This is a genomic window from Terrabacter sp. Root85, from assembly GCF_001429185.1.
GTDB lineage: Bacteria > Actinomycetota > Actinomycetes > Actinomycetales > Dermatophilaceae > Terrabacter.
Genome location: NZ_LMIW01000009.1, coordinates 287715 through 311347 on the forward strand (window position 1 = coordinate 287715; position 23633 = coordinate 311347).

The window sequence follows — 23633 nt, forward strand, 5'->3', positions numbered from 1 at the left end:
GTCCGGGCCCGGCGGCATACGCCCTCGGTCCGCGGGGACCTCAGTCGGTGGCGCGCTGCTCGGGGAGCTGCATGACGGAGAACGTCTCGCCCTGGGGGCCCGCGACGAGGGCCATCCGGCCGTAGGGGGTGTCGAAGGGCGGCTGCATGACGGTGCCGCCGAGGGCCGTGACCCGGTCGGCCGCCGCGTCGGCGTCGGCGACCGCGAAGTAGGCCATCCAGTGCGACGGCACGTCGGCCGGTGCCGCGTCGGGGATGGCGCCGATGCCACCGACGGGCTTGTCGCCGTCGAGCGTCGCGACGGAGTACTGGAAGCCGCCCTCGCCGATCTCCTGCAGGCGGTACCCGAAGACGTCGGAGTAGAAGGCCTTGCTCGCCTCGTAGCTGCGGCTCATCGACTCGGCCCAGCAGAGGGACCCGGGCTCGTCGACGAGGTCGGTGCCCGTGTGCTCCTTGGCCTGCCACAGGCCGTAGGCGGCCCCTGCCGGGTCGGCGCCGACGGCGAGGCGACCCACCTGCAGGACGTCCATCGGCCCGAGGAAGAAGACGCCGCCCGCCGCCCGGGCGCGCTCCGCCGTGGCGTCGACGTCGTCGGTCGAGAGGTAGACGGTCCACGCGCTGACCTGGCCCGGGTCGTCCGGGTTCTTGGCCATGGCGCCGGCGACGACGTGGCCGTCCTTGCGGGCCATGACGTAGCCGCCGGCCTCGGGCGGGAGGTCCTCGAAGGTCCAGCCGAAGAGGCTGCCGTAGAAGTCGCGGGCACGGTCGAGGTCGTCGACCATGACGTCGGCCCAGCACGGCGTTCCGGGTGCGAAGGACTCCTCGTGGACGGGCACGGGTGGCTCCTGGTGTGTTGGTGTCGTGGTCAGTCGAGGTCGGGGACGAGGAGCGAGAACACTTCTCCCTCAGGGCCGCTCAGCACCGCACCCATCCCGTACGGCCCGTCGAACGGGCCCTGGAGCAGCGTCGCGCCGAGGTCGAGCGCACGCGCCAGGCCCGGCACGACGTTGCGCGTCGCGAAGGACGCCACCCAGTGCGGCGGGATCTCGGCCGGCCACTCGCCGTCGATCTCCGCGAGGCCGTAGGCCGGGTTGCCGTCGCCGGTGTGCGCCGTCGCCCAGCGTGGGCCACCGGCTTCGGTCTCGTCGGTGAACTCGTGGCCGAAGACGCCGAACTGGAAGTTCTGCACCATCTCGTAGTCGCGGGTGAGCAGCTCGTTCCACGTGAGCGACCCGGGCTCGTCGAGGATGCCGCTGCCCGGCAGGTCACCGGGCTCCCAGACGCCGAAGTACGAGCCGCCGGGGTCGACGGCGATGAGGGTGCGCGACAGGGCGCCGATGGAGACGGGCCGTCCGAGGGTGCGTCCGCCGTAGGCGTGGATGGCTCGCGCCGCGACGTCGATGTCGCCGACGCGGAGGTAGGTCGTCCACTGGCTGGGGATCGCCGCCGTCTCGGGCTTGCGGCTGATGCCGGCGACGGGGTGGCCGTCGAGGAGCGCCATCGTGTAGCCGCCGGTCGCGGGGTCGCCGGCCAGCCAGCGCCAGCCGAAGAGCTCGCTGTAGAACGTCTTGGCGCGGGGGACGTCGCTGACGAGCAGGTCGACCCAGCACGGGGAACCATAGGGATAGTCGGGCACAGTCAGATTCAGGTCTCGCATCGGGTCAGGGCTGCTCCGTGTCGTGCTGGGAGTGTGCGCGTCCGGCCAGCCGGCCGTCCAGCTGGTCCCTGACGTGGTGAAGGATGCCATGACAGGCCGCCTCCACCTCTGCGAAACACCGCGCGAAGTGCTCGGCCCCGCCGTACCACGGGTCTCCGGTCTCGAGGGTGCCGGCGGCGACGGCCTCGGGGTCGAACTCGCGCACGAGCCGGATCTTGCTGCGGTTGTGCGGGGTGCGGGCGAGCCGCTGCAACGTGCGCACGTGTCCCTCGTCCGAGGCGAGGACGAGGTCGAGGTCGTCGAACTCGTCGGGGTCGAACTCTCGGGCCCGGTGCCGTGAGCCGTCGTAGCCGTGCTCGGCGAGGACCTCGACGGTGCGCGGGTCGGCGTGCTCGCCGACGTGCCAGTCGCCGGTGCCGCTCGAGCTGACCCGGACGTCCTCGGCGATGCCGGCGTCGTCGACGAGGCGCTGGAGGATCACGTGACCCATGGGAGACCTGCAGATGTTGCCGCTGCACACGAAGGTGACGTGGAGTGGGCGAGACGACATGGTGCCCATTGAACACCGCGGATCGGGCCCCGAGGCCCGAAGCGCGGTCTCACCTCGTCACGGTGTCGCCGAGCGGGTGGCGGAGGCCTTCGCGTGGCCGGTTCTGGGGTTGGCCGTGTGGCCGGTGGGGCTGTCGGTGGCTGGTGGGACGGTGTGACCATGACGACGACCGCGCACCCGTCCGCCGTGGGGGCCAGTGCCCCCGAGGCCCTCGAGTCCTGCTTCGCCGCCTGCGTCGCCGCCGGCGACCTGGACGGCATCGTGGGGTTGTATGCCGCCGACGCCGTCGTGAGCCTGCCGCGCGGTCGCGAGGCGGCGGGCTCCACCGCCATCCGCTCGGCGTTCGCTGCCGCGTTGGCCGCGGGCGTCCTCGGTCCGGTCGGTGAGCCGGCGCCGGCGGTGTCGGCCCGCGCCGTCGTGACCGGCGGGCTCGCGATGACGACGTCGGCCACGCCCGACGGCACGGTGCGCACCCAGGTGGCCCGCCGCACCGTCGACGGACGCTGGGTGTGGGTGCGCGACGGCTCGCGACTGCGCGACGTCGGGGCCTGCCTCCCCGCGCCGTCGGGCGACCTGGCGGTGGCGTAGTTTCACTCTGTGACCGATGCACCCCCAGGCCCTGAGGCTCCCGCCCCGGCCGCTCGTCGGTCGCACTTCGTCGACCTGACGCCGCTGCGGGTCAGCCCGCCCTTCGCCCGGCTCTGGTTCGGCAACACGCTCGCCGGCATCGGCACGTTCGTCACCAACACCGCGGTCGGCCTGCACATCTACGACCTGACGCGATCGACCTTCATGGTCTCGCTCGTCGCGTGGTTCTCCCTGCTGCCGATGATCCTCGCCGGGCTCTACGGCGGCGCCATCGCCGACCGCTTCGACCGGCGCGCGGTGGCCCTGTCCGCCTCGACGGTGGCGTGGGCCTCGACGGTGGTCCTCGCGACGATCGTCTGGCTCGGGGCCGAGCAGGTCTGGATGTTCTACGTCATCACCACGGTCAACGCCGTCGCCGCGACGATCGCCTCGGCCACGCGACAGGCGATCACCCCGCGCCTGCTGCCCAAGGAGCAGCTCCCCAAGGCCGCAGCGCTGCTCGGCATCTCGGCGGGGATCATGGTGACGGTCGGGCCGGGCATCGCCGGCGTCCTCGTCGCGCGGGCCGGCTACGCGTGGACCTACACCGTCGACGTCATCCTCTTCTTCGCCGGCTTCTTCGGGCTGTGGACCCTGCCGCGCATCCGGCCCGAGGGGGAGCGGCCGACCACCGGTGGCTTCCGTTCGGTCGTCGACGGGCTCGCGCACCTGCGGCGCGCGCCCAACGTCCGGATGAGCTTCATCGTCGACATCATCGCGATGACGTTCGGCCAGCCGATGGTGCTCTTCCCCGCCGTCGGCGCGATCGTCATCGGGGGCGGGTCGGTCACGGCCGGCATCCTGCTCGCGTCGTTCGCCGTCGGCGGGATCCTCTCGAGCCTCGGGTCCGGACGCGTGACGGGCCTGCGCTGGCAGGGCCTCGCGATCCGCAACGCGATCGTCTCCTACGGCCTCGCCATCCTCGGGTTCGGCGTCGTCCTCGCCGTCACCGAGCTCGGCGGGCACGCGGTGCAGTCGATGGACTTCGGCGACGCCAACCGGTGGGCGCTCGCGCTCGCGGCCCTCTGCCTCGCCGTGGCCGGCGGGTCCGACAACATCAGCGCGATCTTCCGCCAGTCGATCCTCCAGGCTGCCGTGCCCGACCACCTGCGCGGTCGCACCCAGGGCGTCTTCACGGTCGTCGTCACGGGCGGACCGCGGCTCGGGCAGATGTTCGCCGGGACGCTCGCGACCCTGACGGCGACGTGGGTGCCGTCCGTCGTCGGCGGTGCCCTCGTCGTCGTGCTCGTCATCGCCTCCGTCGCGAGGGTGTCGTCCTTCCGCCACTACGACGCCCTCGACCCGCGCCCCTAGGGGCAGGCCGTCCGGGGGAAGACGGCTCGAGAAGCCGCGAGGGCTCAGGGCTCAGGGCTCGGGGCTCAGGGCTCTCGGGGCGGGCCACCCTGGGGTTGCACGAGGCCCGACTCGTAGGCGTGGATGACCAGGTGGACCCGGTCGTGGACGCCCAGCTTCACGAGGAGGTGTCCGATGTGGGTCTTGACGCTGCTCTCGGCGACGAAGAGCCTGGCGGCGATCTGGGCGTTGGACTCGCCCTGGGCCACCAACCTGAGCACCTCCAGCTCGCGAGGTGTCAGGTCGGCTTCCGGCATCAGGGCGGTCGGGGCCGGGAGGAAGCGGGCGTAGCGGTCCAACAGCCTCCGAGTCACTCCCGGCGCGAGCAGGGCCTCGCCGCCGGCGACCGTGCGGACGGCGTGCACGAGCTCCTCGGCGGTCGCGTCCTTGAGCAGGAAGCCGCTCGCGCCGACGCGCAGCGCGTTGACGATGTAGTCGTCGAGCTCGAACGTCGTCATGACGATCACCCTCGGCGGCGCGGCGCCACCGTCCACGATGCGACGGGTCGCCTCGATGCCGTCCATGACGGGCATGCGGATGTCGATGATGGCCACGTCGGGCGCGTGGATGCGAGCCTGCTCGACGGCCTGCTCGCCGTTGGCGGCCTCGGCGACGACCTCGATCTCGGGTTCGCTGCCGAGGCAGTCGCGCAGCGCCGTGCGCATGAGCGGCTGGTCCTCGGCGATCATCACGCGGATGGTCACGTCAGGGCTTCGCGTTCCACGGGGAGGCGGGCGTCGACGAGGAAACCGCCCTCTCGTCCGGGACCGACGTAGATCGAGCCACCGACCGACGCGACGCGCTGACGCATGCTGTGCAGGCCCCGGCCCGAGGAACCCGTCTGGCTGCGACCTCCACCGAAGTCGCGGACCGAGACCCGGAGCGCGTCGGCGCCGAAGTCGACGCGCACGTCGACGGCCGACCCCGTCGCGTGCTTGAGGGCGTTGCTCAGGCCCTCCTGCACGATCCGGAAGGCGTTGAGTTCGATGGCGGGCGGCAGGAGTCGGCGGTGGCCGGTCACGTGCAGCCCGACAGTGGCGCCGGCCTCGACGATGGTGGTGACGAGGATCTCGAGCTGCCCCAGGTCCGGTGGTCGCATCGGCAGGGCATCCCCGTCGTCGGAGTGCAGCACCCCCACGAGCCGGCGCATGTCGGACAGGGCCCCCTTGCCGAGAGCCTCGATCGAGGTCAGGGCGTCGCGAACCGGTGTCGGCTCGTCCCCCAGGCTCCGGCGCAGCGTGGACGCGCGGAGCACGATGACACCGACGTCGCTGGACACGATGTCGTGCAGCTCCCGGGCGATGGACGCCCGCTCCCGTGCGGCCGAGAGCGCCGCCAGGGCCGCCTGCTCGTGGGCGAAGCGTTCCGTGCGGTCCTCGAGGAGGCGTGCGTGCTGTTCGAGGAGCTCGGTGCGTCCCCTCTCCAGCCGGACGCCGCGACCCAGCGACCACGCACACACCAGCGCGATCACCTCCGTCAGCGCCTCGTCGTACTCTCCCGGGTTGAGGAAGACGAGGGCCCCGAAGGCCATCACCGTGCAGACGGCCAGCAGGCACCAGGCCGAGCGCGCGAGGGTCCACAGCTGGGCCACCGTGTAGATCGCCACGACGACCGCGAACGGGAGGGCGGCCACGGGGTAGCGCTGCCAGTACCTGATGAACGTGGACGTGACGCACACCGCCAGGACCAAGCCGGGCGCGAGCCGACGCCACGCGAGCGCTGAGGTGCCCACCAGGACCTCTGCGGCGCCGGAGGGGTCGGGATCGGTGTAGTGGAGGTCGCCGTCGTCGGTGATGACGACGAAAGACGCGCGCTCGAGGAAGCTGACGAGGGACAGGGCAGTGACCACGGCCGCCAGGGCGACGTCGGCCATCGGGGGCTGCCATCTCGAGCGTCCGGAGGGCGGCTCCGGCGTGCCGTCGCGGGGCGAGGTGACCATGTCGGCATGGTCAGTCGAGTCCCCCCGGAGGTGGACGCCGGCGTCCACCCGTCGACCGTCGTGCCCTCTCCACAGGGCCCATCGGACACGCGTGGGCGTGAGCTGAACTCGATCCCTCGACCGGACGACCACACGGCCCTCCCTCACTAGCGTCCTTCAGAAGGTAAGACGTTCGTGACCGTGGAGGGTTCGAAATGGGCGAAGGGCTGTCGGGCGTTCGACGCAGGACCTTGCTGCCATGGCGGTCCATCGGCGAGTCCCCGTCGGCGACCGAGTCGCCCGACGGCACCGGCGGGGGCGGCCCTCGCTTCGGCCGCCTCGCCATAGCGGCCGCGCTCGGTGTCCTCGTCTTCGCCGGTGCGCAGCTGGGCTCGGCCAAGGTCGACTTCCTCCCCGAGTTCATGCCCCCGTCGGTGCAGGTGCAGACCGAGGCACTGGGTCTGTCCGCCGCGGAGGTGGAGCAGCTCGTGACGGTGCCGCTCGAGCAGGACCTGCTCAACGGCGTCCCGTGGCTCGACCGAATCCACTCGCGCTCGCAGCCGGGACTGTCCGCCATCGATGTCGTCTTCGAGCCGGGCACCGACCTGTATGCCGCCCGACAGATGGTCCAGGAACGGCTCACCCAGGCCCACGCGCTCCCCAACGTGGGCAGCGCCCCCGTCATGGTCGAACCGTTGGCGTCGACGAGCCGAGTGTCGATGATCGCGCTCTCGTCGCGCACCACCTCGCTCATCGACATGTCGGTCCTCGCCCGGTGGAAGGTGCGCCCGCGGCTGATGGGCATCGCCGGTGTGGCCAACGTCGCCGTCTACGGCATGAGGGACCGGCAGCTGCAGATCCAGGCGGACCCGGCCACCCTCAGCGGGAAGGGCGTGACCCTGACGCAGGTCATCGAGACGGCGGGTAACGCGCTGTGGGTCTCACCCTTGACCTTCGTGGAGGCATCGACGCCGGGCACCGGCGGGTTCGTCGAGGGACGGAACCAGCGACTTGCCGTGCAGCACGTCCTGCCCATCACGACGGCCGACACGCTCGGGCAGGTCACCATCGAGGGGACGTCGCCGCCCCTGCGGCTCAGTGACGTCACGCGGGTCGTCGAGGACCACCAGCCGCTCATCGGCGATGCCGTGAACAGCGACCCGACGCTCTTCCTCGTGGTCCAGAAGTTCCCCGGAGCGGACACCGCAGAGGTGACACGGTCGGTCGAGGAGGCGATGGCCAGCCTCGCCCCGGGACTGGGCGGCATCCGCGTCGACACGTCGGTGTACCGACCAGCCACGTATGTCGAGAGCGCCAAGCGCACCCTGGGCCTGACGGGAGGGCTCGCCCTGTTCGTGATCGTGCTCGCGAGCTGGGCGCTGTTCCGGTCGTGGCGGGCTGCCCTGGTGGTGGGGGCGGCCGTCACGGTCACCCTTGCAGGCACCTTCACCGTGCTCTACCTGGCCCGCGTGACGCTCACGACCCTGACGCTGTCCGCCCTCCTCGTCGCGGCTGTGCTCACCATTGCCGTCGCCACGTCGAACGTCGATGCCGTGTGGGCCCAGGCTCGCGCCCAGCGGCTGTCGCCCCACCGGCTGCCGCCGAACGAGCTCATCGGACGCACGTTGCGCCACACCTCGCGCGATGCCGCGGTGGGTCTGCTCGTCGGGATCGTGGTGCTGACGCCGACTCTCGCCCTGGGGCCCTCGGCCATGGCCTTCAGCCGGCCGCTCATCACCGCCTTCGCGCTCGCGCTCGGTGTCGGCCTGGTCGTGTCGATCGGGCTGACCCCGGCTCTCACCCACGTGCTGATGCGCGAGGTGCCGCGCGCGGAGGTGGCCTCCGGGCCGATGGGACCCGTCGCCGCTGCCCTGACACGGCTGGTCACGCGTTTCACTGGCTCACGGGTCCTGACCTGGTCCGCCGCCGCAGCGCTGTTCGTCGTCGTGCTGACCGCGCTGCCCCAGCTGTCCAGCACGTCGCTGGTGCCGACGCCGCGAGACCTCAACGTGCTCCTGGCCGTCGAGGCGGCCCCGGGCACCTCACTCACCGAGATGAACCGGCTCTCCGCCCTCATGTCCGCCCGCCTCCGGGCCGTCGACGGGGTGGTCAGCGTGGGCGGTCACAACGGCCGTGCCGTCACCTCGGACCAGCTCGGCGACGTCAACGCGGGCGAGCTGTGGCTGACTCTCGACGAGTCCGCGGACTACGCGGCGACCCGCAAGGCGATCGACGCTGTGGCGCACGGCTACCCGGGGGTCGGCGTCGACGTGCTCGACTACACCCAGGACCGGATCCAGGCCGCGACCGCGACGGCGCAGCACGACCTCGTCGTGCGCGTGCTCGGGCAGGACCTGCCGGCCCTCCAGCAGACCGCCGAGCAGGTGGCGGACCGGATGTCGGAGCTCTCCGGGGTCTCGGCAGCTCGCGTCGTACCGATCGCGACGCAGCCGACGGTCCGGGTCGAGGTCGACCTGGCTGCCGCACGACGCTTCGGGCTGCGCCCGGGCGACGTGCGACGCGAGGCCACGACGTTGGTCTCCGGCCTCACCGTGGGCAACCTCTACGAGGAGGCCAAGGTCTTCGACGTCGTCGTCCTCGGCACCCCGTCCGCCCGGGCGAACCTCTCCAGCCTGGCCGACGTCAAGATCGACACACCCTCGGGCACGCAGGTACGGCTGGGCGACGTGGCCAAGGTCAGCGTCGGTCCCGAGCCGGCCTCCATCGTCCATGACCAGGTCATGCGGTCCGTGGACGTCGTCGCCGACGTGACCGGCTCCGACGCGTCGGCGGCCGTGGCAGACGTGCGCTCTGCCGTCGCCGGGGTGCCGATGCCCGCCGAGGCCCACCTGCAGGTCCTGAGCAGTGCGGTCGACCGTCAGTCCGACGCGCGCCGCGTCGGGCTCGTGGGGCTCGGCGTGATCGTCGTCATCATCCTGATCCTGCAGGCGGCGACCGGAGGCTGGCGACCTGCGGCAGCGCTCGTCCTGCTGGCCCTGCTCGGCGGCGCGGGGAGCATCGCCGTCGCCCCCCTCGTGGGTGGGATGGGAACGCTCGGACCGCTCCTCGGCTTCCTGACGACAGTGCTCGTGACGCTCTTCGGTGGTCTCGCGTCGGTGCGGGCCGATGGTCTCCGTCTCGCGCTGGCCCGGACCTCCGCCGTCGACGGATCTCCGACCGGGACCTCGGGACGCGCCCGCATCGACCTCACACGGGAGCGGATCGTGCCGGTCCTCCGAACCGCAGCCATCACGGCGCCCGCGCTCGTCCCCGCGATCGCCTTCGGCGACCGGGCTGGTTCGGAGGTCTTCAGGCCGTTCGCCGTCACCGTCGTGGGCGGCCTCGTCACGAGCGTCCTCGTCGTGCTCCTCCTCGTCCCCACCCTGTGTCTCGCCAAGGAGGTGGACCGATGAGCATCCTCCGGTCCCTGTCGTTCATGGCCGGCAGCATCGTCCTCGCCGTTGCCGTCACCGGCTGCACGTCCGAGGAGGAACCGCCGACGACTCCGCCCGCCGTGGTCGAGGACGTCCCCGGCAGCGAGGCCAAGTCAGTGACGCTGCGTGCGGATGCCGCTGAGGCCGTCGGCATCCGCACGGCCGCGGTCGCCAGGGGCGACGCGACCGGCCGACTCACGATCCCGTATGCCGCTGTCGTCTACTACCTGGACGGCTCCACCTGGGCCTACACGGAGACGGGCTCCCACACCTTCCAGCGCGCGCCGATCACGGTTGCCTCGATCACCGGCGACGTCGCCACGCTCACGGCCGGCCCCCCGGTCGGCACGCCGGTCGTGGTCGTCGGTGCCCCCGAGGTGTTCGGTGCCGAGCTGGAGATCGACGGTGAGCAGTGAGACCTCGACGTTCGGCCATCGCCTGGATCGTGCAGACCAGCCTCAACCTGCGCTTCCTCGTCGTGGCTGCCTCCGTCGCGCTCATGGTCATCGGCATCACCTCCCTCCCCCGGATGCGCGTTGACGTCTTCCCGGAGTTCGCGCCCCCGCGGGTCGTGATCCAGACGGCGAGCGTCGGACTGTCCACCTCGGACGTCGAGGAGCTCGTCACCGTCCCGCTCGAGCAGGGCCTCAACGGGCTCCAGGGCCTGGAGGACATGCGGTCCCGGTCGGTGCCGCAGCTGTCGTCGATCGAGCTGCTCTTCTCGGCCGACACCGACCTGCTCCACGCCCGTCAGCTCGTGCAGGAGCGGCTCGCCATCGTCTCACCCAGCCTGCCCACGTGGGCCGCACCGCCCGTCATCCTGGCACCGGTCTCGGCGACGGGCCGCGCCATGCAGATCGGGATGACCTCCTCGAAGCAGTCGATCATCCAGATGTCGATGGCCGCCTACTGGAACATCCGTGCCCGTCTGCTCCAGGTGCCCGGGGTCGCCAACGTCGCCATCTGGAACGAACGCCTCCAGCTCATGACGGTCCAGGCCGAACCCGCCCTGATGGCGAGGCGCGACGTCACCCTCGACCAGGTGATGGAGACGACGGCGGCGGCCGTCGACTCGGGCCTGCTCCGGTTCTCGACGGGAAGCGTCATCGGCACGGGCGGGATGATCGAGTCGCAGAACCAGCGGATGCCGATCCGGAACGTGCTGCCCATCGTCACGCCCGCCGACCTGGCCGAGGTCCCGATCGACGGGGCCGCCGCGCCGACCACGCTCGGGGACGTCGCCAGGGTCGCCGAGGACCACCAGCCCCTCATCGGGAGCGCCGTGGTCAACGGTGAACCGGGCGTGCTCCTCGTCGTCGAGAAGCTTCCCTGGGCCAACACGATCGACCTCACCGACGGGGTCGAGCGGGCCATCGACGAGCTCCGGCCGGGCCTGCCCGACGTCGTCTTCGACACGCACGTCTTCCAGCAGGCCGACTTCGTCAAGCTCGCGATCTCCAACCTCTCCCAGGCCCTGCTCCTCGGCTTCCTCCTCGTCGTCGTGATCCTGATGCTCTTCCTCTTCGAGTGGCGCGTCGCGCTGATCAGTCTTCTGACCATCCCCCTGTCGCTCGTCGTGACGATGCTCGTCCTCTACTGGCGCGAGGCCACGATCAACACCATGACGCTGGCCGGTCTGGTCATCGCGCTCGGCGCCGTCGTCGACGACGCCATCATCGACGCCGAGAACATCGTGAGGAGACTGAGGGAGTCCCGGCTCGCCGGCAGCGACGAGCGGGTGGCCTCGGTCATCCTCCGTGCCTCGCTCGAGGTGCGCAGTCCCATCGTCTACGCGACCTTCATCATCGTCGCGGCCTCGATCCCGGTCTTCCTGCTGTCCGGGCTGACGGGGGCCTTCTTCAGACCGCTGGCCGTGGCCTACACGCTCGCCATCGTCGCATCCATGCTCGTCGCGCTGACGCTCACGCCGGCCCTCTGCCTCATCCTCCTGCGCAACGCGCCGGTCGAGCGGCGCACGTCCCCGCTCGTCCGCTGGCTGCAACGGCACTACGCCGCAGCCCTGTACCGCATCGTGGCGCGTCCCCGGCGCGTCTACGCTGCAGCGGTCGTGGTGACCCTTCTCGGGCTCGGCGTGGGCTCCGGTCTCGGACAGAGTCTCTTTCCCGCCTTCCAGGAGCGGGACTTCCTGATGCACTGGGTCGGGGTGCCCGGGACGTCGGTCCAGGAGACGGAACGCACGACGACCGCAGTCAGCCGGGAGCTTCTCGCGGTCCCGGGGGTGCGCAGCTTCGGCGCGCACATCGGCCAGGCCCTGCTCGGCGAGGAGGTCTTCGGGGTCAACTTCGGCGAGAACTGGATCAGCCTCGCTCCCGACGCCGACTACGAAGCGGCCCGCGAGCAGATCGACGAGGTCGCCGCGAAGTACCCGGGGCTCTTTGCCGAGGTCCAGACCTATCTCGACGAACGGGTCGAGGAGGTCCTCACCGGTGGCAAGGAACCGATCATCGTGCGCGTCTACGGTGAGGACCTCGGGGTCCTGCGCGAGAAGTCGGGCGAGATCCTCGACCTCATCGCCTCGGTCCCGGGCGTCTCCAACGCCCACACGGACATCTCGACCGACATCCCGCAGATCGACGTCGAGGTCAAGCTGGACGCCGCCGAGAAGCTCGGCCTGAAGCCCGGTGACGTGCGCCGCGCCGCCGCGACGATGGTGGCGGGTGAGGAGGTCGGGGACATCTTCCGGTCCGGCCGGGCCTACGACGTCGTCGTCTGGGGCACCCCCGAGAGCCGTGGAGACGTGACCGCGCTCAAGCGGCTCCCGATCGACACGCCGTCGGGGACCAAGGTCCCGTTGAGCGACGTGGCCACGGTCGTCGTCGCGCCCAACCCCAACGCCATCGAGCGCCAGGGCGACTCGCGCCGGCTGGACGTCGGTGCGTCCGTCGAGGGCCGCGACCTGGCGTCGGTGGTCAACGACATCAACGCCAAGCTGAAGGGGGTCCAGTTCCCCGTCGGCTACCACGCCGAGGTGCTCGGTGAGTACAAGGAGCTGCAGTCTGCGCAGAGTCGGCTCGTGACGTCCGCCGTCGTGGCCGGGGTGCTGATCCTCCTGCTGCTGCAGGCGTCGTTCCGCAGCTGGAGGCTGGCCGCGCTGGTCTTCTTCACGCTGCCGATGGCCCTCGTCGGGGGCATCCTCGCGGCGCGCCTCGCGGGTGGGGTGCTCTCACTGGGATCGCTCGTCGGCTTCTTCACCGTCTTCGGGATCGCGGCGCGCAACAGCATCCTGCTCATCAACCACTGCCAGCACCTCGAGGAGGTGGAGGGTGAGGAGTTCGCGGTCGCCCTCGTCGTCCGGGCCGCCCGCGAGCGGCTCGCGCCGATCCTCATGACCACCCTCGCCACCGGTCTGGCCCTCGTACCGCTCGTCGTGCTGGGCCAGCGGCCCGGTCACGAGATCGAGCACCCGCTCGCGGTCGTGATCCTCGGTGGCCTCGTGACCTCGACGCTCCTCAGCCTGTTCGTCGTGCCGTCGCTCTACCTCAGGTTCCACCGGGCGCCCGAGTCTGCCCAGCCGCCCGAGTCACCGCCGGCGACCGCCCCCGACCGTCTACCCGGGTGAGGTCGCGGGTTCAGGCGTCGGGGTAGCCGGTGGGGTTGGCGCTCTGCCAGCGCCACTGGTCGACGCACATGTCCTCGATGGTGCGCTCCGCGCGCCAGCCGAGCTCGGCGTGGGCTCGCGACGGGTCGGCGAACGACTCGGGCAGGTCACCCGCGCGCCGGCCGACGACCTCGTAGGGCAGCTCGTGCCCGACCGCCTGCTCGAAGGCGTGCAGCACCTCGAGGACGCTCGTGCCGTGACCCGTGCCGAGGTTCCACGTCGAGACCGGGTCGTCGACCTGGCCCAGCTTGGTCAGCGCCGCGAGGTGGCCGGCGGCGAGGTCCTCGACGTGGATGTAGTCGCGCAGCGGCGTGCCGTCGGGGGTCGGGTAGTCGTCACCGAAGACGAGCAGCTTCTCGCGTCGGCCGACCGCGACCTGGGCGATGAACGGCATGAGGTTGTTGGGGATGCCCTGCGGGTCCTCGCCGATGGTGCCGCTCGCGTGCGCGCCGACCGGGTTGAAGTAGCGCAGCAGCGCGATCCGCAGCGACGGGTCGGCCGCGGCGACGTCGCGCAGGATCTGCTCGATCATCACCTTGGTCCAGCCGTAGGGGTTGGTCGCCGCGGTCGACATCTCCTCGGTGAGCGGCGGGCTGTTGTGGCCGTAGACCGTGGCCGAGCTGCTGAAGACGAGCTTCGTCACGCCGTGCCGACGCATCGCGCGCACGAGCGAGAAGGTCGAGACGAGGTTGTTCTCGTAGTACTCGAGCGGCAGCTCGACGCTCTCGCCGACGGCCTTGAGCCCGGCGAAGTGGATGACGGCGTCGATCTTCTCGTTGGCGAAGAGGTGCTCGGTCTTGTCGTGGTCGCGCAGGTCGAACGACCGCACGTCGAGGTGGGTGCCGGTCAGGGCCTCGAGACGGTTGACGACCGTCGGCTTGCTGTTGCCGAAGTTGTCGACGATGAGCACCTCGTGCCCCGCCGCGACGAGCTGGACCACCGTGTGCGAGCCGATGTAGCCGGCTCCGCCGCTGACGAGTACGCGCATGGCGCCACCCTATCGAGGCGGCCCCACGCGTCGGCAGGCCCTCAGACGAGCGTGAGCTCGGCGATCGCGCCGAGGTAGAGCGCGAGCGGCGTCGCGATGAGAACGGCCGACACGGCATACATCATCACCGCGACGGCGGGGATCGGCAGACCGGCGATCCGCTCGGCGTCGAGCAGCCCGATGCGCGCGGTGGCCACGCGCGTGCTGTCGGCCATCGCCATGGCGCCGGCCGGTTTGGGTCCGCCGGCCATGGCGACGATGGCGCGCCCGGTGCTGACGGCCCCGGCGTGACGGACGGCGGCGCGGTCGGCGAGGACCTCGATGAGCAGGTGCACCTCGCGCAGGGCGTCGTCGCAGCGCAGGAAGCCGGGCATCGCCTCGTGGACGACGGTGAAGAACTCCATGACGAGGTCGTGACGGGCGCCGAGGTGGGCGCGCTCATGGGCGAGGACCGCCGACAGCTCGTCGGGACCGAGCCGGTCGAGGGTGCCCTGCGTCAGGACGACGCGACGACGGACGCCCGGGACGCAGTAGGCGGTCGGGGTCGTGTGCTCGAGGACGCGCATGTGCCGGTCGGCGCCCTCGCCGGGGACCCCGAGCAGGTCGACGAGGTCGCGGTGGCGACGGCGCGCCGCGCGCAGGTTGCGTCCGACCCGGTCGCCCGAGAGGAGCAGTCGCACGGCGACGACCCCGCTGAGCGCGGCGGCGACGGCGAGCGTCACCCAGTGCTCCGAGAGCCGCACCTGCCGGCCGACGAGCAGCGGGATCGCCGCGGGCGCCGCGAGCAGCGCGGCGAGCACGGCGGCGACGGCGGTGGACTGCCACAGCACGAGCGCGGCCCGGGGCGCGCGGCGCAGCGACGTCGCGCGGGCCAGGACGCGCGGCACCGGCCACGCGAGCAGGACCGCGAGGACGACGAGGGCCGCGACGACGAGCACGGTCAGGTGGCGCGGCGGGCCGCAGAGGGAGTCATCGGTCGGTCAGCGCTTCGCGTCGTCGGGGCGCCGCGCCTCGAGCTCGGCGAGCGCGGCCTTGAGCTCGTCGATCTCCTCCGGGGTGGACTCGTCGAGGAAGTGGAGCAGCGCGGTGCGTCGCGTGTTGCCGGCGAGCTCGCCGAGCGTGTGGTGCAGCGACTCGGACGTCAGCTCGGCGCGGGTCGACGCGGCGGTGTAGCGCCAGGCGCGGCCGTCGCGCTCGCGGTGGACGAGGTCCTTCTTCGCCATCCGGTCGAGGACCGTCATGAGCGTCGTGTAGGCGAGCCCGCGCTCGACACCGATCGCGTCGTGGACCTCACGGACGGTGCGCCCCTCGGGGTGGGCGTCCGCGGTGGTCCAGAGCTCTTCCATGACGACACGCTCGAGGTCGCCGAGACGGTTGCGGGGTGTGCTGGGCATGGCGTTCCAATCTACCGACGGGGTGGGTCGGCTTCGTGCGTGCGGTCGCCCGAGTGGGGGACCGGGTCTGCGGTGGTCGGGGACATCGTCCCCGACGGCGGGCGGCGCACCTCGAGGACACGGTCGAACAGGTCGGCCCCGTCGTCGCGGTGGGTCACCATGATGATCGTCTGCGCAGGCGCATCCGTGCCCGCCACCCCTGTCGTACCCGGTGCGCGGCCGAGGCGCGTCAGGTCCTCGACGACGGCGCGGGCCGTGGGCGGGTCGAGGTGGGCGACCGGCTCGTCGAGGAGCACGACGGGGCGGCCGCTGACGTGCGCCCGGGCGATGCCGAGGCGGGCCCGCTCGCCGCCGGAGAGCCCGCGGCCGGTGGACCCGAGCGTCGTGTCGAGGCCGTCGGGCAGACCCTCGAGGAGGGTCGTGAGGCCGGCGGCGCGGAGGGCGCGCTCGACGTCGGCGTTGTCCGCGTCGGGGCGGGCCAGCGTGAGGTTGTTGCGCAGGCTCGTGGCGAAGACGTGGGTCTCGTCGTCGACGACGGCGATGCGCGCGCGGGTCTCCTCGAGGGGCTGGCGGAGCACGTCGGTCCCGCCGAGCCGGTAGGTCCCGCCCGACGGGTCGAGGTGGCGAGCGAGCACGGCCAGCAGGGTCGACTTGCCGCTGCCGTTGGGTCCCGTGACCGCGATGCGACTCCCGGCGGGCACGTCGAGGTCGGTCGGGCCCAGGTCGGTGCGCTCGCCCATCCACGAGGCGGTGAGTGCCCGCGTCGTGACGCCACTGCGTGCGTATGCCGTGTGCTCGGGCCGGGTGCCCGACGTGTCGTCGGGCGCATGGCCGGGCTCGGCGGCTGCGTGGCGGGGCTCGTCGGCGACGGCCGGGGCGAGGTCGAGCAGGGCGTCGATGCGGCGCTCGCTGCCGCGGGCCCGGGCCAGGGCGCGCATGGCGTCGACGAGGGGGGTGATCGCCTCGGAGACGGCGACGGGTGTGAGCACGAGGAGGGCCTTGACCGGGGTCGACACGGCGAGGTCCTGGGCGATGACCGCCGTGGCAGCGACCGCCGCGCCGACGGCGACGAGGAAGAGTGAGGCGGCGGCCGCCCGACCGGCGCTGATGCGTCGGGTGACGCGGTCGAGGGCGCTGTGGGCCTCGTCGAGCCAGCCGAGCGCCGTCGCCCAGCCGCCGACGGCACGCAGCTCGCCCGACTGGCTCGCCATCAGCTCGCTGACGCGGGTCACCTCGGCGCGGGCGGCGAGCAGCTCCGGCAGGGAGCGGGACTCGAGGCGGGTCGCGAGCAGGCTGATGAGGCAGACGGCGACGCCGAGCCCCAGCATGACCAGGCCGACGGGCCGGGACAGCACGAGGGTGAGCGCGATGGCGATGCCCCCCGCGACGGCCGTCGAGATGACCGGCACGGTGACTCGTACCTGCGCGTCGACGACGTCGGTGAGGTCGTCGACGACCCCGGTCAGCACGTCGGAGCGGCGGCGTCGCCCGAGCCGGGCGGGTGTCAGCGGCACGAGTGCCTCATAGGCGGAGGTCCGTCGCTCGGCGAGCATCTCGAGCGCGGCGTCGTGGCTCGTCAGGCGCTCCCAGTAGCGGAAGACCGGTCGGGCCATGCCGAAGGCGCGCACCATGACGATGGCGGTGAGGAGAGTGAGGATGACCGGCTGCTGTGACGCCCGGACGATGAGCCAGCCCGAGGTCGCGGTCAGGGCCATGCCCGACGCCGTGGCGATGCCGCCGAGCAGCCCGCCGCGCACGGTGCCGGCCGAGGGCCACCAGACCCGCCGCCGCCGCGAACCGGCGGTTCGAGGTGATGCCGGCACCGACGTGGGGTGCGCGACCACCTCGACGCGGGGGTCAGGAGCGGACGCGGTGCTCATCGGTCGCCCTCCTCTCCCGCGGTTCGAGGTGATGTCGATGGCGACGTGGCCTCCGTTATCACCTCGAGGGAGGTTGCGTCTGCGGCGGCGAGGACGAGGTGGTGGTCGGCGTGCGCGAGCAGCTCGTCGCGGTGCGTGACAGCGACGACGACACGGCGCTCGGCGAGCTCGGCGACGAGGGCGGCGACGTGCTCGGCGCCCTCGGGGTCGAGGTGCGCGGTCGGCTCGTCGAGGAGCAGCAGCGTCTCGGGGGCGAGCCAGGCGCGGGCCAGGGCCAGCCGCTGGCGCTGGCCGGCGGACAGGCCGAAGCCGTCGTCGCCGAGGTCGGCGGACAGCCCACCGGGGAGTGCCGCGACGACACCGTCGACACCGACGGCGCGCAGGGCCTCCCAGAGCTGGTCGTCGGTGGCCGGGTGGCCGATCGTCAGCGCCTGGCGCACCGACCCGGTCGAGAGGAAGGGCCGCTGCGTCACGTAGTGCGACGGGGGAGCCTCGACGGTTCCGGCCCCGGGGCGGCGCAGACCGGCGAGCAGGTCGAGCAGCGTCGACTTGCCGACGCCGGACGGACCGGTCACGACGGTGAGGCCGGGACCCGCCACGAGGTCGAGGTCACGGACGACGGGAGCCGGCGACCCGGCATACGCGTACGTGAGGCCGGCGACGCGCACCTCCCCGACCCGCCCGCTCCCAGGCGCCGCCCCACCGAACGCGGCGTTCGGTCGCGAACGCGCTGTTCTATCAGTGAGTTCGGCACCGAACGCGGCGTTCGGTGCGGGGGTCGAGGGGGACTCGGCCCTGGCCGGGGTGGGGTCGAGCTGGCCGAGGACCGCGTCGAGGGCGACGGCTCCGTCGGCGGCGGCGTGGTACTCCGCCCCGACCCGGCGCACCGGCCAGTACGCCTCGGGCGCCAGGAGGATCGCGACGAGTCCCGCCCCGAGCGCCATCGAGCCGTGCGAGAGGCGCAGGCCCACGGTGACGGCGACGATGGCGACGGAGATCGTCGCGAGCAGCTCGAGGGCCGCGGACGACAGGAACGCGATGCGCAGGGTCTCCATGGTGGCGCGCCGGTGCCGGTCGCTGACCTCGCGCACGGTCATGGCCTGGCGGTGGGCCCGGCCGTAGGTGACGAGCGTCGGCAGGCCGCGGACGACGTCGAGGAAGTGGCCGGAGAGCGAGGCGAGGGCGGCCCAGCGGCGTTCCGTCGACTCGGCGGTGGCCTTGCCGATGAGTGCCGCGAAGACGGGCAGGAGCGGCAGCGTCAGCGCGACGACCAGCGCACTCGGCCAGTCGACGACGACGAGCGTCGCGATGGCGAGGACCGGCACGACGGCCGCGGTCACGAGCGTCGGGAGGAAGCGAGCGGCATACGGCTCCACGGCCGCCGTGCCCGCGGTCGCGAGCGAGACGGCGGCGCCCGGCTCGAGCCGCGCGTCGGCGTCGACGGTGCCCCACCGGCGCAGCAGGGCCGCCCGCAGCGCCGACGAGACGGAGACGCCCGCCCAGGCGGCGACCCGCTCCGTCGTCGCGGCGAGGAAGGCCCGCACGACGAAGAGCCCGAGCAGCCAGGTGAGGGGCGACGCGAGGTCGGTCCCCTCGACGACCGCGACGACGACCGCCGACAGCGCGAAGGCCGTGGCGATCGTCGTGACACCGCTCGCGATGCCGGTCGCGGCGAGGACGCCGACGGGCCTCCGGGCGGCAGGGACCGCCCGGAGGAGTCGTGGGTCGAAGGGCTTCACGGAGTGCGTGCTCTCTCGTCGGGTCGGACGGGTGGGGTCGTGTGGCTCAGAGGGTCAGCGGGAGACGGTCTCGCGCGGTACGTCCTCGGGAATGTGCTTGACCGTCAAGCGCTTCCGGAAGACCCAGTACGTCCAGCCCTGGTACATCAGCACGATCGGGGTGAAGATCAGCGCGACGATCGTCATGACCTTGAGCGTGTAGTCGGTGCTCGAGGCGTTGGCGATGGTGAGGTTCCAGTCCGGGTTGGTCGAGCTCGGCATGACGTTCGGGAAGAGCACGAGGAAGTACGTCGCGACCGCCATGGCGATGGTGACGGCCGTGCCGATGAAGGCCCACCCCTCACGACCCGCGCGGTTGGCCGCGAGGGCGCCGAGGAGCGCCACCGCAGCGACCACCGTGGTGACCCACGAGGCGAGCTTGCCGTCGGTCAGGCCGAGCCAGAGGAGCAGGGCGACCGCGAGCACGGCGGCGACGACCCCGACGCGCTCGGCGACCTGGCGTGCCTCGTGACGGATCTTCCCGTCGGTCTTGAGGGCGACGAAGATCGCGCCGTGCGTGAGGAAGAGCGTCACGAAGACGAGCCCGCCGAGGATGCCGGCCGGGTTGAGCAGCGTGAAGAGGTTGCCGGTGAACTCCTTGTTCGCGTCGATCGGCACGCCACGCACGATGTTCGTCAGCGCCACACCCCACAGGAGCGCGGGCACGAGCGAGCCCCAGAAGATCGCCAGGTCCCAGCGGGCCTTCCACCGGGCCTCGGGCCGCTTGTGGCGGTACTCGAAGCCGAGGTTGCGCACGATGAGGGCGACGAGGATGAGGAGCAGCGGCAGGTAGAAGCCGCTGAACAGCGTGGCGTACCAGTGCGGGAAGGCCGCGAAGGTGGCGCCACCGGCGGTGAGCACCCACACCTCGTTGCCGTCCCAGACCGGGCCGATGGTGTTGAGCAGGACGCGGCGGCGCTTCTCGGCATCGGCGGCGTCGGACGCGTAGCGCTTGCCGCCGAGGACGGGCAGCAGCATGCCGACGCCGAAGTCGAAGCCCTCGAGGACGAGGTAGCCCGTCCAGAGCACGCCGAGGACGATGAACCAGAAGGTGGCGAGATCCATTGCAGCTCAGCCCTTCTCAGTAGGCGAAGACGAGGGGTGCGTCCTCGTCCCGGTCGGCGGGGTCCTGCGGCTCCTCGAAGGGCTCGGCCCCCTTGCGGACGTAGTGCAGGAAGAGCTTGATCTCGACGACGGCGAGGGCGCCGTAGAGGAGCGTGAAGACGACCATCGACGTGATGACCTCGCCCATCGAGACGCTCGGGGAGACGCCGTTGGCGGTCGTCATGAGGCCGAAGACGAGCCAGGGCTGGCGGCCGACCTCGGTGAAGATCCAGCCGAAGCTGTTGGCGAAGACGGGAAGGAGCGGAGCGGCCACGGCGGCATACGCGAGCCACCTGGCGGTCGGCGTGCGCCCCTTGCGCGTCAGCCAGAGCACGGCGATCGCGATGAGTGCCGTGGCGATGCCGAGACCGATCATGAGACGGAACGTCCAGTAGGTGGTCGGGATGTTGGGGACGAAGGCGGTCGCGACGTCGGCGACCCGGGGGTTCCCGCTCGCGCCGTAGGTCTTGGCGTACTCGGCCTTGAGGTCGTTGATCCCGCGGACCGCGCCCTGGAAGTTGCCGGTCGCGAGGAAGCTGAGCAGGCCGGGGATCTCGATGATCGCGTTGGCGTGCGACCCGTCGAGCGAGCCGACCGTCAGCACCGAGAAGGGCGCCCCCTCGCCCGCGGGAACGGACTCGTAGAGCGCCTCGGCGGCCGCCATCTTCATCGGCTGCACCTCGGTCATGATCTTGCCCTGCACGTCGCCGGTGATGGTGACGCCGACGGCGGCGACGAGCGTCAGGACCGCGCCGATGCGCGTGGCCGTGCGGTACATCGGCGCGTCGGTGCGGGCGACGTCCTGCGCGTCGTCGGCGGCCGCCTTGGCCTCACGGCGCATGAGCCAGAGCGAGACGCCCATGACGACGCCGGCGCCGGCCATGTAGGCGGCGAAGATGACGTGCGGGAAGGTGACGAGCTGGACCTTGTTGGTCAGCACCGCGAAGAAGTCGGTCAGCTCGGCGCGGCCGCTGGCGGCGTTGTAGGTGTAGCCGACCGGGTGCTGCATGAAGGAGTTGGCGGCGAGGATGAAGTACGCCGACAGCACCGTGCCGATGTGGACGAGCCACATCGTCGTGGCGTGCAGCTTCTCGGGCAGGCGCCCCCAGCCGAAGATCCACAGGCCGAGGAAGGTCGACTCGAGGAAGAAGGCGAGCAGGGCCTCGATGGCGAGCGGCGCGCCGAAGATGTCACCGACGAAACGCGAGTAGTCGCTCCAGTTCATCCCGAACTGGAACTCCTGCACGATGCCGGTGACGAGACCGAGCGCGAAGTTGATGAGGAAGAGCTTGCCGAAGAACTTCGCCAGCCTCATCCACTGCGGGTTGTGCGTGCGCACCCAGGCGGTGTGGAAGACGGCGACGATGAGGGACATGCCGATCGTGATCGGCACGAAGAGGAAGTGGTACACGGTGGTGATGGCGAACTGCCACCGTGCCAGGTCCGTTGCATCCATGGGGGCTCCGCGAGGGTCGCACCAGAACTACATGACGTAGTAGATGCTAGCGGGTGCGATTGCCGACGTCGGCCAGCCTGTCGAGGGATGGGCGTGACCCCGCTCACCCTGACCGCGGCCGCTTGACTCGTTTTGTATCAATGAGTTAAATGATTGCGACAAAGTCGGGGTTGAGGGGATTGGCATGGATGCTCGCGTGATCACGTGGTACCTCGGGCCGGTGGTGCTGCTGGCGCTGGTCGTCAACCTCGCGCGGTGGCTCGGCGCACGCCGGCTCGACGCCTTCGCCGCGCGGGCCCGACGCCGGGCCGCGCTGGGCTCCGTCGTCGGCGCACTCCTTGCGTATGCCGTCGCCCAGGCAGGCGTCGACCGGTCCGTCGCGTCGTCGTCGGGGGAGGGCGCGACCGCCCACCCGGGCGTACCGGCGCTCGCGGCCGTCGCCGGCATCATCGTCGCGGCGGTGGCCGAGCGCTGGGCGCCCCGCCGGCCGACATCCGGACCTCGCCGCGAGGCCGCCCTGGACATCCGCCGTGGCACCGAGTCGGTGCGCCTGACCGGCTACTACGTCGCGGGGCTCGTGCTCTGCGCCGTGGGGCTGCTCGTCGGGTGGCTGACGTCGGCGCCCGGGGGTCGCCTCGGCATGCGTGAGTGGAAGGGCGTCGTCGTCACGACCACGAGCGCCTACCCCGGCCGCGACTACACGCTGGGGACGGTCGGCGCCCTCGCGCTGCTGGCCGTCGCCACGTGGCTCGCCCTGCGCGTCGCCGACGCCCGTCCGGCCCACGTCGACGACCCCGACCTCGATCGTGCCCTTCGGCTCGGGGCGCGCGTGCGCGTGCTGAGGTGGTCGGCCGCCGGGTCCCTCGTCACGGCAGCCGGGCTCTGCCTCACCATCGGCCCGCAGCTCAACGACGTGACCCAGCGGCTGCGCGGCGCCGTGAGCGGCACGGGACTTCCGCCCGCGCCCGTCGCGCCCGTCGACTGGACCCAGAACCTCGCCTTCTCGCTGACGCTTCTCGGCTTCGTCGCCCTGGTCGCCGCGCTCTTCTGCCTGCTCTGGGACGCGCCTGCCGTGCCGAGCTCGCGTGCGGCGAACCATCCTGCAGCGTCAGCGGTCTCGACGTCGGGTGGGGGCTCCCGATGAGCGACGACCTGCGCATCGTCGTCGACCTCGAGGTCGCCGAGCCCCCCTTCGAGCAGGTCCGCGCCCAGCTGGCCGGCCTCATCGCGACGGGCCACCTGCTGCCGGGCGACCGACTTCCGACCGTGCGGGCCCTCGCCGCAGACCTCGGCCTGGCCGCCAACACCGTGGCGCGCGCCTTCAAGGAGCTCGAGGCGGCGGGGCTCGTCGAGACGCGTCGTCGGGCCGGCACCGTCGTGGCGTCCGGAGAGCACACGGCCGACGTCGCCGTCATGGCGCTCGCGGCGAAGTTCGCGGCAGCAGCCCGCGACGCGGGGCTCGACACCGCGGCAGCGGTCGACCTCGTCAGGGCCGCGCTCAAGGCGCAGACCGGCTGAGCGGTCGTATGCCGGATCGCCCGGTCAGGCGTGCCGGGCGGGCTGGGTGCCGAGCGGGCTCTGGGCGTCCTTGGGCGAGAGCTGGATCGGCCGACGCAGTGGGTGCAGCAGACGGGCCGCCGTGATCCGGTGCGAGCGGTCGCGCGGGACTGGACGGGCCGATGCCGGTGCCGGCACGGGAGCCGGTCGGCTGGTCTGCACGGCCCAGGCTCCGGCCATGCGTGCTGCGTGCGGAGGGATGCCCATGACGTTCTCCTTGTGTCGTCCGGCTCGAGGAGTCTGCGAGCCTCGACGGTCAGAGAGGCGCCGCGCGTCGGTGATACGTCAGGCGGCGCGCGGACGGCGGTCAAGAGGTAGC

General features: G+C 71.9%; 20 protein-coding genes. 7 read left to right on the forward strand and 13 right to left on the reverse strand.

Annotated features, from left to right (window positions below):
- Positions 1-40: 40 nt before the first annotated feature.
- Genes ASE25_RS13585 through ASE25_RS13595 form a run of 3 tightly spaced genes read right to left on the reverse strand, consistent with a single transcriptional unit; the run spans position 41 to position 2206 of the window.
- On the reverse strand, positions 41-835 hold the full coding sequence (locus tag ASE25_RS13585; protein ID WP_056774502.1) for a VOC family protein: 795 nt from the start codon (positions 833-835) through the stop codon (positions 41-43).
- Between the two features lie 29 nt (positions 836-864).
- Entirely contained in the window at positions 865-1635 is a 771-nt protein-coding gene (locus tag ASE25_RS13590; RefSeq protein WP_082622873.1) for a VOC family protein, read from the reverse strand.
- Between the two features lie 25 nt (positions 1636-1660).
- Positions 1661-2206 (reverse strand): low molecular weight protein-tyrosine-phosphatase, encoded by a 546-nt coding sequence (locus tag ASE25_RS13595; protein WP_056775295.1) that lies wholly within the window; start codon positions 2204-2206, stop codon positions 1661-1663.
- A 159-nt stretch (positions 2207-2365) separates the two neighbouring features.
- Between ASE25_RS13595 and ASE25_RS13600 the strand changes: the two genes are divergently transcribed.
- Together ASE25_RS13600 and ASE25_RS13605 are read left to right on the forward strand one after the other, a co-directional pair.
- On the forward strand, positions 2366-2794 hold the full coding sequence (locus tag ASE25_RS13600; RefSeq protein ID WP_157623432.1) for a nuclear transport factor 2 family protein: 429 nt from the start codon (positions 2366-2368) through the stop codon (positions 2792-2794).
- 9 nt (positions 2795-2803) lie between these two features.
- Complete coding sequence (locus ASE25_RS13605) at positions 2804-4147, forward strand: MFS transporter (protein ID WP_200959109.1); 1344 nt, start codon at positions 2804-2806, stop codon at positions 4145-4147.
- Between the two features lie 65 nt (positions 4148-4212).
- Here the strand turns inward: ASE25_RS13605 and ASE25_RS13610 are convergent, their stop codons facing one another.
- Positions 4213-4890 (reverse strand): response regulator transcription factor, encoded by a 678-nt coding sequence (locus ASE25_RS13610; protein ID WP_056774492.1) that lies wholly within the window; start codon positions 4888-4890, stop codon positions 4213-4215.
- Positions 4887-6125, reverse strand: coding sequence for a sensor histidine kinase (locus tag ASE25_RS13615; RefSeq protein ID WP_156415507.1), 1239 nt, complete (start codon positions 6123-6125; stop codon positions 4887-4889). The genes ASE25_RS13610 and ASE25_RS13615 overlap by 4 nt, the downstream gene beginning before the upstream one ends.
- A gap of 230 nt (positions 6126-6355) precedes the next feature.
- Here ASE25_RS13615 and ASE25_RS13620 point away from each other — a divergent pair, with 230 nt between their 5' ends.
- Genes ASE25_RS13620 through ASE25_RS13630 form a run of 3 tightly spaced genes read left to right on the forward strand, consistent with a single transcriptional unit; the run spans position 6356 to position 13118 of the window.
- Positions 6356-9517 (forward strand): efflux RND transporter permease subunit, encoded by a 3162-nt coding sequence (locus ASE25_RS13620; protein ID WP_235508681.1) that lies wholly within the window; start codon positions 6356-6358, stop codon positions 9515-9517.
- Entirely contained in the window at positions 9514-9954 is a 441-nt protein-coding gene (locus ASE25_RS13625; RefSeq protein WP_056774487.1) for a hypothetical protein, read from the forward strand. The genes ASE25_RS13620 and ASE25_RS13625 overlap by 4 nt, the downstream gene beginning before the upstream one ends.
- On the forward strand, positions 9951-13118 hold the full coding sequence (locus tag ASE25_RS13630; protein ID WP_235508682.1) for an efflux RND transporter permease subunit: 3168 nt from the start codon (positions 9951-9953) through the stop codon (positions 13116-13118). Before ASE25_RS13625 ends, ASE25_RS13630 begins: the two co-directional genes overlap by 4 nt.
- Positions 13119-13128: 10 nt before the next feature.
- Here ASE25_RS13630 and galE read toward each other — a convergent pair whose 3' ends face one another.
- Genes galE through ASE25_RS13665 form a run of 7 tightly spaced genes read right to left on the reverse strand, consistent with a single transcriptional unit; the run spans position 13129 to position 21757 of the window.
- Positions 13129-14145 (reverse strand): UDP-glucose 4-epimerase GalE, encoded by a 1017-nt coding sequence (gene galE / locus ASE25_RS13635; protein ID WP_056774484.1) that lies wholly within the window; start codon positions 14143-14145, stop codon positions 13129-13131.
- A gap of 41 nt (positions 14146-14186) precedes the next feature.
- Positions 14187-15083 (reverse strand): M56 family metallopeptidase, encoded by an 897-nt coding sequence (locus ASE25_RS13640; RefSeq protein WP_056774482.1) that lies wholly within the window; start codon positions 15081-15083, stop codon positions 14187-14189.
- 42 nt (positions 15084-15125) lie between these two features.
- On the reverse strand, positions 15126-15539 hold the full coding sequence (locus ASE25_RS13645) for a BlaI/MecI/CopY family transcriptional regulator (protein WP_056774481.1): 414 nt from the start codon (positions 15537-15539) through the stop codon (positions 15126-15128).
- A gap of 11 nt (positions 15540-15550) precedes the next feature.
- Entirely contained in the window at positions 15551-17419 is a 1869-nt protein-coding gene (gene cydC, locus ASE25_RS13650; protein ID WP_235508683.1) for a thiol reductant ABC exporter subunit CydC, read from the reverse strand.
- Positions 17416-19158, reverse strand: coding sequence for a thiol reductant ABC exporter subunit CydD (gene cydD / locus ASE25_RS13655; protein WP_056826084.1), 1743 nt, complete (start codon positions 19156-19158; stop codon positions 17416-17418). Before cydD ends, cydC begins: the two co-directional genes overlap by 4 nt.
- 54 nt (positions 19159-19212) lie before the next feature.
- Complete coding sequence (cydB, locus tag ASE25_RS13660; protein WP_056774476.1) at positions 19213-20262, reverse strand: cytochrome d ubiquinol oxidase subunit II; 1050 nt, start codon at positions 20260-20262, stop codon at positions 19213-19215.
- A 16-nt stretch (positions 20263-20278) separates the two neighbouring features.
- Positions 20279-21757 (reverse strand): cytochrome ubiquinol oxidase subunit I, encoded by a 1479-nt coding sequence (locus ASE25_RS13665; protein WP_056826086.1) that lies wholly within the window; start codon positions 21755-21757, stop codon positions 20279-20281.
- Positions 21758-21941: 184 nt separating this feature from the next.
- Between ASE25_RS13665 and ASE25_RS13670 the strand changes: the two genes are divergently transcribed.
- On the forward strand, positions 21942-22901 hold the full coding sequence (locus ASE25_RS13670) for a hypothetical protein (RefSeq protein WP_156415506.1): 960 nt from the start codon (positions 21942-21944) through the stop codon (positions 22899-22901).
- Complete coding sequence (locus ASE25_RS13675) at positions 22898-23275, forward strand: GntR family transcriptional regulator (protein WP_056774467.1); 378 nt, start codon at positions 22898-22900, stop codon at positions 23273-23275. Before ASE25_RS13670 ends, ASE25_RS13675 begins: the two co-directional genes overlap by 4 nt.
- A gap of 24 nt (positions 23276-23299) precedes the next feature.
- Here ASE25_RS13675 and ASE25_RS13680 read toward each other — a convergent pair whose 3' ends face one another.
- Positions 23300-23521, reverse strand: a complete 222-nt coding sequence (locus ASE25_RS13680) for a hypothetical protein (protein WP_056826088.1) — start codon at positions 23519-23521, stop codon at positions 23300-23302.
- Positions 23522-23633 lie beyond the last annotated feature (112 nt).